At 73.6% G+C, this 10528-nt stretch carries 1 protein-coding gene; it reads right to left on the reverse strand.

All coding sequences use genetic code 11. The features are described from left to right. Positions 1 to 49: 49 nt before the first annotated feature. Positions 50 to 10510, reverse strand: coding sequence for a type I polyketide synthase (locus tag OG943_RS26685; RefSeq protein ID WP_328603662.1), 10461 nt, complete (start codon positions 10508 to 10510; stop codon positions 50 to 52). Between the last annotated feature and the right edge of the window lie 18 nt (positions 10511 to 10528).

Raw genomic sequence — 10528 nt, forward strand, 5'->3', positions numbered from 1 at the left:
AACGCCACATTGGGTGCGTTCAACGCAACCAAGGCGGGGGCGGAGCAGGCTAATCGTCGTCGCCACCGCCGATCGCCATGCTGATCAGGGCGTCGGCGTCGAGATCGTCGATCGTGGCCGCCTCCACGGCCTCCGGTTCCGGGCCGGTGTCTTCCGGCAGACGGACGCCGGCCAGCTCCAGCAGGCCGTCCAGGAGCCCGGCGGAACGCAGCTGCTCCAGCGAGAGCCCCGCCAGTGCGTCGCGAACTCCTTGCTCGGTAACGGTTCCAGTCGTCTCGGCGACCGGCTCCGGGGCCAGCTCGCCGACCAGGTGCCCGGCCAGGATCCGCGGGGTCGGGTAGTCGAAGATCAGGCTGACGGGAAGTTTCAGCCCGGTGACGAGGCTGAGCTTGTTCCGGAACCCGGTCGCCGACAGGGAGTCGAACCCGACCTCGTTGAACGAGCGGTCCGGCTCCACCGCCTCCGGCCCGGCGTGGCCGAGCAGCGCGGCGGCATGCGTCCGCACCAGGGTGAGCACGGTCGGGACGCGCTTGTTCACCGGCAGCCCGCCCAGCTTCTGCGCGAGCGACTCGGTTTCCTCCGCCGCGTCCTGGGCCGCGCGACGGCCCGGGGTGCCCGCCAGGCCGCGCAGCACGGCCGGGAGGTCGTCGTCGCCCGTGCCCGCCAGTACCCGGGTGTCGAGCGCGATCGGCACCAGGAGTGCCTCGGCCGAGCCCGTCGCCGAGTCCAGCAGCCGCAGGCCGTCCTCAGTGGACAGTGCGGTGATGCCGGTCTCGTTGATCCGGTGCGTGTCGGTGTCCTCCAGCGCCTTGCCCATACCGTCGGCCCACAGGCCCCACGCGAGTGACGTGCCTGCCAGCCCCTCGGCCCGGCGGCGGGCCGCCAGCGCGTCGAGGAAGGCGTTCGCCGCGGCGTAACTGCCCTGGCCCGGCGCGCCGAGCACCCCGGCGGCCGAGGAGAACAGCACAAACGCCGTGAGGTCCGCTTCACGGGTCAGCTCGTGCAGGGTGAGCGCCGCGTCGGCCTTGGGCCGGAGCACGGTGTCCAGCCGATCGGGGGTCAGCGACGTCAGCACGCCGTCGTCGAGCACACCGGCGGCGTGCACCACACCGCGCAGCGGCGCGTCCGGGGAAACCTGCGCCAGCAGAGTCGCTGCCGCTTCCCGGTCGGCCACATCGCAGGCGGCCAGCGTGACTTCGGCGCCGAGCCCGATCAGCTCGTCCCGCAGCTCCGCCGCCCCCGGGGCGTCGGCCCCGCGCCGGCTGGCGAGCAGCAGGTGCCGCACGCCGTGCTCGGTGACCAGGTGCCGGGCGACGGCGCCGCCCAGTGCCCCGGTGGCGCCGGTGACGAGCACCGTGCCCTCGGCGTCCCAGACCGGGGCCCCCGCCGCGTCGGCCGCCCGTGCCAGGCGCGGCACCAGCACCGTGCCGGAGCGCAGGGCCACCTGCGGCTCGTCCGACGCCGACACCGCGGCCAGCGTGCGGCCGGTCGGGGTGCCCGCGCCGAGGTCGACGAGCGCGATGCGGCCCGGGTGCTCGGCCTGCGCCGAGCGCACCAAACCGGCCACCGCGGCACCGACCGGGTCGGGGTTCTCCTCCGCCTCCGTGGCCACCGCACCGCGGGTCACGACGAGCAGCGAGCCTTCGGGCCGGGCCAGGAATTCCTGCAGCAGAACCAGAACCCGGTGCAGCTCGGTGTGCACGTCGTCACCGCCCGCAGGCAGCACGAGCAGGCCACTGGCCCCGGCGAAGTCGGCCGAAGCCTTCGCGCCCAGCGCGCCGGTGAGGCCGAACGGGTCGGCACCCACCACGGTCCAGTCGGTGACCTCCGCGACGGCGTCGAGGTCGGTCTGCTCCCAGGCGACCCGGAACAGCTGGTCTCCGCCGCCCGTCACGACCGGCTGCGGCACCGCGGACATCGGCCGCAGCAGCAGCGAGCCCACCGAAGCGACCGGCGCGCCGGCCCCGTCCGCGATGTCCAGCGCCACCGCGCCGGTGCCGACCGGCCGGACGTGCACCCGCAGGGTCGTCGCCCCCACCGCGTGCAGCCGGACGCCCTCCCAGGCGAACGGCAGCGCCGGCTCGTCCCCGGCCGCACCGGAGACGCCGATCGTGTGCAGCGCCGCGTCGAGCACCGCCGGGTGGATACCGTAACGGTCCACATCGGACACCGAGGCCGGGAGCTGGATCTCGGCGAAGGCCTCACCGTCGCGCTTCCAGGCGGCGGCAAGACCGCGGAACGCGGGCCCGTACGCCAGGCCGTCGGCGGCCAGCTCCTCGTACGTGCCTTCGAGCCGCACCTGCTCGGCACCCGCGGGCGGCCAGGCGGCGAGGTCGAACTTCTCCGCCTTGCCCGCCTTCGCCAGCCGTCCGGTGGCGTGCCGCGTCCACGGAACGCCGTCGGCCGCGCCCTCCGGCCGCGAGTGCACGCTGAACGTCCGGTCGCCGTCCGCCGTGGCCGCGCCGACCGCGAACTGCACCCGCACGCCGGAGCGCTCGGGCAGGACCAGCGGGTACTCCAGGGTCAGCTCCTCCAGGCGCGGGCAGCCGGCCTCGTCACCGGCGCGGATCGCCATCTCGACGAACCCGGTGCCGGGGAACAGGATCGAGCCGCCGACGACGTGGTCGGCCAGCCACGGGTGCGTGCCGACCGACAGCCGCCCGGTGAACAGCAGCCCGTCGGCGTCGGCCAGGTCCAGGACCGAGCCCAGCAGCGGGTGGTCCTCCTGGCCGGGCGCGGTCGCGGTGCTCTCCAGCCAGTAGCGGCTGCGCTGGAACGGGTAGGTCGGCAGCCCGACCGGACGGGCGCCGGTCGGCTCGTACACCGCGGCCCAGTCGACGTTGACGCCGCTGACGTGCAGCTGCGCGACGCCGGTCAGCGCGGCCACCGCCTCGTCCTGCTCCTTGTGCAGCAACGAAGCGAGCACCAGTCCTTCGGGACGCTCGTCGAGGCAGCCGTCGGCCATCGCCGTGAGTGTGGTGTCCGGGCCCAGCTCCAGGAAGCGGGTGACGCCGTCGGCCGCGGCGCGGGTGACCGCGTCGAGGAACCGGACGCCTGCACGCACCTGCCCCACCCAGTACTCCGGTGACGTCAGCTCGGCGGGCTCACCGGTGACGGTGGAGAGCACCGGGATCCGCGGCTCGGCGTAGGTGAGCCCTTCCGCGATGGCGCGGAACTCCGCCAGCATCGGGTCCATCAGCCGCGAGTGGAACGCGTGCGAGACGCGGAGTTGCTTGGTGCGCTCGAACTTCGCGGCCACCGCGGCCACCGCGTCGGCCGTACCCGAGATCACCACGGCACTCGGGCCGTTCACGGCGGCGATGTCCACGGTGTCACCGGCGGCTTCGAGCACGGCCTCCGGTGTCGCGTCGATCGCGACCATCCCGCCACCCGTGGGGAGCGCCTGCATCAGCGCGCCGCGGGCGACGACCAGCTTCGCCGCGTCGGCCAGCGAGAGCACCCCGGCACAGTGGGCCGCGGCGACCTCGCCGATCGAGTGCCCGGCCAGCACGTCGGGCTTGACGCCCCACGACCGGGCCAGGCGGAACAGCGCGACCTCCAGCGCGAACAGCGCGGGCTGGGTGTAACGCGTCTCGCCCAGTTCCTCGCCGCCGTTGATGATCTCGCGGATCGGCCGGTCGAGGTGCGTGTCGACAGCAGCGCAAGCCTCGTCGTACGCCGTGGCGAACACCGGGAACTGCTCCGCGAGCCGCGAACCCATCCCGGCGCGCTGCGAACCCTGGCCGGCGAACAGGAACGCCGTGCGCCCGCTCCCGGTGGCGATCCCGCTGACGACGCCGCGTGCCTCCTCCTCGTCCACCAGTGCCGCGAGGCCGCGGACGAACTGCGGCGAGCGGCTGCCGATCAGCACGGCCCGGCGGTCGAACGCGCCGCGGGTGGTGGCCAGCGAGAGGCCGATGTCCGCGAGGCTGCCGTCCGGCTCTTCGTCCACATAGGACATGATCTGCTCGGCCTGTGCCCGCAGGGCCGCGGCGCCGCGGCCGGAGACCGGCCAGGCGACCGGGCCGTCGTGCTCGGGCACCCCGCCGCTGACGACCTCGCGGCGGTCGCCTTCCTCCAGGATCACGTGGGCGTTGGTGCCGCTCACGCCGAAGGACGAGATGCCGGCCCGGCGGGTGTGCCCGTTGGGCAGCCACTTGACCGGCTCGGCCAGCACCCGGACCGCGCCCGAAGACCAGTCGATCTCGGTGGACGGGCGGCCGACGTGCAGCGTCGCGGGCAGCTCGCCCTGGCGCATCGCCATCACCATCTTGATCACCCCGGCCGCGCCGGCCGCGGCCTGGGTGTGGCCGATGTTCGACTTGACCGAGCCGATCCACAGCGGACGGTCCGCCGCGATCTCCTTGCCATAGGTGGCCAGCAGCGCCTGGACTTCGATCGGGTCGCCCAGTTTGGTGCCCGTGCCGTGCGCCTCGACAGCGTCCACATCGGACGCGGTCAGGCCGGCGTCGGCCAGCGCCGCGCGGATCACGCGCTGCTGGGCCGGGCCGTTGGGCGCGGTGAGGCCGTTGGACGTGCCGTCCTGGTTGACCGCGCTGCCCTTGAGCACCGCGAGCACCGGGTGGCCGAGGCGGCGGGCCTCGGACAGGCGTTCCAGCACGACCACGCCGGCGCCCTCGGACCAGGTGGTGCCGTCGGCGTCGTCGGAGAACACCTTGCACCGCCCGTCGGCCGCGAGGCCCTGCTGGCGGCTGAACTCGACAAACGTCTCCGGCGTCGCCATCACGGTGACGCCGCCGGCCAGCGCCAGCGTGCAGTCCCCGCTGCGCAGCGCCTGTGCGGCCATGTGCATCGCGACCAGCGAAGACGAGCAGGCGGTGTCCACGCTGACCGCGGGGCCTTCCAGCCCGAGCGTGTAGGACACCCGGCCGGTGACGATCGAGCCGGCGCTGCTCGCGCCCAGGTAGTCGTGGTACTGGACGCCCGCGTAAACGCCGGTCGGGCTGCCCTTGAGCGAGGCCGGGTCGATCCCGGCGCGCTCCAGCGCCTCCCAGCACGACTCGAGCAGCAGCCGCTGCTGCGGGTCGATCATCGGGGCTTCCTTGGGCGAGATGCCGAAGAAGGACGGGTCGAAGTCGCCGGCGTCGTAAACGAAACCGCCGCAGGCGACGTAAGTGGTGCCGGGCCGGCGGCCGCTCGGGTCGAGCAGGCCGTCGATGTCCCAGCCGCGGTCGGCCGGGAAGTCGCCGATGGCCTCGCGACCCTCGGCGACCAGCTCCCACAGCTGCTCCGGCGAGGTGACCCCGCCCGGCAGCCGGCAGGCCATGCCGACGATCGCGATCGGCTCGTCCGTCAAGGCCCCCTTACCCGCGTTGGACGCGGGTAAGGAGTCCTTGACGTCATTGAACCCAGCCAGTTCGAAAAGCAGGTGGGCCGCCAAAGCCGACGGGGTCGGGTGGTCGAAGATCAGCGTCGCGGGCAGCCGCTGGCCGGTGGCCGAGGTGAGCCCGTTGCGCAGTTCGATCGCGGTGAGCGAATCGAAGCCGAGCGACTGGAACTGGGCCGACGGCTCGATCTCGTGCGCACCGCTGTACCCGAGCACGGTGGCGGCGTGGCCGCGCACCAGCTCCAGCACGGCGTCGCCGCGGTCCGCCTCGGGCAGGCCCAGCAGCCGCGCCGCGAACGAGTCTTCGGCCGCCGTGGCCGCACCGGCGGCGACCCGTCGCCCGGCCCGGCCGACCAGCTCTTCCAGGGTCTTCGGGATCCGGTCGAGCCGGCGCAGCGTGGGCAGGTCCAGCTTCGCCGGGACCACGGTGGCCTGCCGGACGACCAGCGCCCGGTCGAACAGCGCCAGTCCCTCCACAGTGGACAGCGGAACGACGCCGCTCGCCGCGAGCCGCGTGACCTCCTCGGCCGAGAGCGTGCCGCCCATGCCGCCGACCTCGCCCCACAGGCCCCAGCCCAGGGACAGCCCGGGCAGGCCATGGGCGACGCGGTGCGCGGCGAGGGCGTCGAGGAACGCGTTCGCGGCGGCGTAGCTGCCCTGTCCGGGCGCGCCGAGCACGCCGGAAACCGAGGAGAACAGCACAAACGCCGAGAGCGCGGTGTCGCGGGTCAGCTCGTGCAGGTTCAGCGCGCCGTCGACCTTGGGCCGCAGCACGGAGTCGACGCGCTCGGGCGTGAGCGCGGTGACCACCCCGTCGTCGAGCACCCCGGCGGCGTGGACCACCGCGGTGAGCGGGTGCTCCGCCGGGATCGTGGCCAGGACCGCGGCGAGCGCGGCGCGGTCGGCGACGTCGCACTGCGCGACCTCGACCGCCACCCCCAGCTCACCGATTTCGGTGGCCAGCCGCGTCAGCTCCGGCGTGCCCCGACGGCTCAGCAGCAGCAGGCGGCGCACGTTGTGCTCGGTGACCAGGTGCCACGCGAGCTTGCCGCCCAGCGCACCGGACGCACCGGTGACCAGCACGGTGCCGTGCGGGCAGAAGTACGCCGGCTCAGTCTCCGGCGCCGCGCGGACCAGCCGAGGCGCGAGGAGCACCCCGAGGCGGACCGCGGCCTGTGCCTCACCGGCGGCGAGCACCTGCGGCAGCACATCTTCAGCGACCGCTTCCGAATCGAGATCCAGCAGCACAAAGGCGTCCGGGTTCTCTTCCTGCGCCGAGCGCACGAGACCCCAGGCGGCGGACGCGGCCAGGTCGGTCACGTCGGCACCGCCCACCGAGACCGCGCCGCGGGTGACGACGACCAGGCGCGCGTCATCGGCGTGGCCGGTAGCCAGCCACTCCTGCAGCTTGGCGAGCACGCGGTGAGTCAGCGAGTGCGTCTCCTCCGCGCTACCGGCCTTTCCGGTGCAGTCGAGGACCTCGACGTTCGAAGTGTCCACAGTGGTCTCCGAGACCACGGTCCGAGCCCATTCGACGCGGTACAGCGGCGGACCGGCTTCAACCGCGACCGGTGTGGTGAACGCGCGGAACACGGTCTCCGCCACGGTCGCGACGGGCGCACCGGTGGCGTCGGCCAGCGTGATCTCGAAACCGTCACTGGTGGTCGGCGCGAACCGCACCCGCAGCGCGGACGCGCCGGTGGCGTGCAGCTCGACCCCGGTCCAGCAGAACGGGACCAGGCCGACGCCGCCGTCGCCACCACCCGCGACCCGCAGGGCGTGGGTGCAGGCGTCGAGCGCGGCCGGGTGCAGGCCGAAGCGCTCGGCCTCGCTGTCCTCGGGCAGCGCGACCTCGGCGAATATCTCGCGGCCCCGGCTCCACACCGCGCGCAGCGAGCGGAACAGCGGGCCGTAGCTGAGGCCGGTGTCGGCGAAGTCGTCGTACAGGCCGTCGATCGTGACCGGCTCGGCCCCGGCCGGCGGCCACTCGGTCAGCGCGGAGCCGCCGCGGTGCGACTGCGGCGCCACCGTGCCGGTGGCGTGCGAGGTCCACTCATCCGCTTCGTCCTCCAGTCGCGAGTGGACGGTCACGGCGCGGAGGCCGTCGTCACCCGCGGCGCCGACGGTCACCTGCACCTGCACCCCGCCCCGGTCCGGGACGACCAGCGGGCTGCCCAGCGTCAGCTCTTCGATCCGGCCGGCGCCGACCTGGTCGCCGGCGCGGACCACCAGTTCCAGGAACGCGGTGCCGGGCACGGTGACGACGTCGCCGAGCCGGTGCTCGGCCAGCCACGCGTGCGTCTCGACCGACAGCCGGCCGGTGAGCACCACCCCGTCGGTGTCGGCGAGCGCGACCGCGGCACCGAGCAGCGGGTGCCCGGCCGAGGTCAGGCCCGCGGCGGTCATCGCGTCCCGGCTGGCGCGGGCGTCGATCCAGTAACGCTTGCGCTGGAAGGCATACGGCGGCAAGCCGGCCCGCTGGGCGCCACGGCCGGCGAAGACCGCGGCCCAATCCGGCACCAGGCCGCTGACGAACAGTTCGGCGAGCGCGGTCAGCGCGGTGTGGGCCTCCGGCCGGTCCTTGCGCTGCACCGGGATCACCACGGCGCTCTCGGCAATCTGCCGTACCAGGGCCGACAGCACCCCGTCCGGCCCGACCTCGACGAACCGGCCGACCCCGTGGGCGGTCAACGTGGTGATGCCGTCGTGGAACCGGACGGCGGCGCGGACCTGGTCCACCCAGTAGCCCGGGGTGGCCAGGTCGAGCTCCGCGCCGACCGTGGAGACGATCGGGATCACCGGCTGGGCGTACGTCAGCGTCTCGGCCACCGCGCGGAACTCCGCCAGCATCGGCTCCATCAGCGGCGAGTGGAACGCGTGCGAGACCTTCAGCTTCGAGGACTTACGACCCTCGAACTGCGCGACCACAGCGGCGACGGCGTCCTCAGTGCCGGACAGCACCACGGACTCCGGGCCGTTGATCGCCGCGATGCTCACCTCGGCGGTCAGCAGCGGCAAGACCTCGTCCTCGGTCGCCTGCAGCGCGACCATCGCGCCACCACCCATTTCCCCGCCGCCACCCTCAGCGGAGTCACTGCGTGACGCATTCCTGGATCCAGGCAGCGCCTGCATCAGCTTCGCCCGTGCCGCAACGAGTTTCGCGGCGTCGGCCAGCGACAGCACCCCGGCGACGTGCGCGGCCGCCAGCTCGCCGATCGAGTGCCCCAGCAGGAAGTCCGGCTTGATCCCCCACGATTCCAGGAGCCGGAACAGCGCGACCTCGATCGCGAACAACGCGGGCTGGGTGTAACCGGTCTGGTTGATCAGCCGGGGATTGTCGGCCATCACCGTCTTGAGTGGACGGTCCAGCTGCGGGTCCAGCTCGGCGCAGACCTCGTCCAGCGCCTCGGCGAACACCGGGAACGCGGCGGCCAGCTCGGCCCCCATGCCGGGCCGCTGGGCGCCCTGGCCGGAGAACAGGAACGCGGTCTGCCCTTCGACCTGGGTGCCGGTCACCAGACCCGGCCCGTGCTCACCCGCGGCGAGCGCGGCGACGGCGGTCTTCGGATCGTCGGAAAGCACCACTGCGCGGTGCGAAAGCGGCGAACGGGAGGTGGCCAGCGAGAAGCCCAGGTCCAGCGGCGAAACACCGTCCATTTCAGACAACAACCGCGCGGCCTGCGCCTTCAGCGCGGCGGATCCGTGGCCCGCCAGCGGCATCGGCACCGCCACGTCCGCGGGCCAGCTCGGCGCCACCGTCTCCGTGACCTCGGGTGCGGGCGCCTCCTCGACGATGACATGCGCGTTGGTCCCGCTCACGCCGAACGACGAGATCCCGGCCCGGCGCGGGCGGCCGCCCGCCGTCCACTCGCGAGCCGAGCGCAGCAGCTCGACATTGCCCGAAGCCCAGTCGACCTCGGTGGACGGCTCGGTCACGTGCAGCGTCTCGGGCAGCAGCCCGTGGCGCAGGGCCATGACCATCTTGATCACGCCGCCGACCCCGGCCGCGGCTTGGGCGTGGCCGATGTTGGACTTGATCGAGCCCAGCCACAGCGGGGTGCCCGGCCGGTCCTGGCCGTAGGTCGCGAGCAGGGCCTGGGCCTCGATCGGGTCGCCCAGGGTGGTGCCGGTGCCGTGGCCCTCGACCGCGTCCACATCGGACGCCGAGAGCTGCGCGTTCGCCAGCGCCTGCCGGATCACGCGCTGCTGCGAAGGGCCGTTCGGCGCGGTCAGGCCGTTGGACGCGCCGTCGGAGTTCACCGCGGAGCCGCGGACGACCGCCAGGACCTGGTGCCCGTTACGGCGGGCGTCCGAAAGCCGTTCGAGCAGCAGGGTGCCCGCGCCCTCGGCCCAGCCGGTGCCGTCGGCGCTGTCGGAGAAGGCCTTGCAACGGCCGTCGGTGGCCAGGCCGCGCTGGCGGCTGAACGCCAGGAACGGGCCGGGGCGCGACATGACCATGACCCCGCCGGCCAGCGCCAGCGAGCAGTCCCGCTGCCGCAGCGACTGCACGGCCAGGTGCAGCGCGACCAGCGACGAGGAGCAGGCCGAGTCGATCGTGACGGCCGGGCCCTCCAGGCCCAGCGCGTAGGCGATCCGGCCGGAGATGACCGAGCCGGCGTTGCCGGTGCTCAGGTAGTCCTCGACCTCACCGGCGAGCACCGAGGGCGGCAGCTCGTCGTAGTAGTCCTGCCCGCCGCTGCCGATGAACACGCCCACCGGCTGCTTCGCCAGCGAGTGCGGCGCGAGCCCGGCCCGTTCGAAGGTCTCCCACGCCAGCTCCAGCACGAGCCGCTGCTGCGGGTCCATGGCCAGCGCCTCACGCGGCGAGATGCCGAAGAACGGCGCGTCGAACTGGCCCGCGTCGTGGACGAAACCGCCTTCGCTGACGTAACTCGTCCCGGGCGCGTCCGGGTCGGCGTCGAACAGCGTGTCCAGGTTCCAGCCGCGGTCGGCCGGGAAACCGCCGATGGCGTCGCGGCCCTGGGCCACCAGCTCCCAGAGGTCCTCGGGCGAGCGCACGTCACCGGGGTACCGGCAGCCCATCGCGACGATCGCGATCGGCTCGGCCTCGGCGGCCTCGACCGCGCGCAGCCGCTCCCGGGTCTCCTGGAGGTTCGCGGTCACCCGCTTCAGGTAGTCGACCAGCTTGCTTTCGTCAGTCATCTTGGGAACCCTCTTGTC

The sequence above is a fragment of the Amycolatopsis sp. NBC_00345 genome (assembly GCF_036116635.1).
In the GTDB taxonomy this organism is placed as follows: Bacteria; Actinomycetota; Actinomycetes; order Mycobacteriales; family Pseudonocardiaceae; genus Amycolatopsis.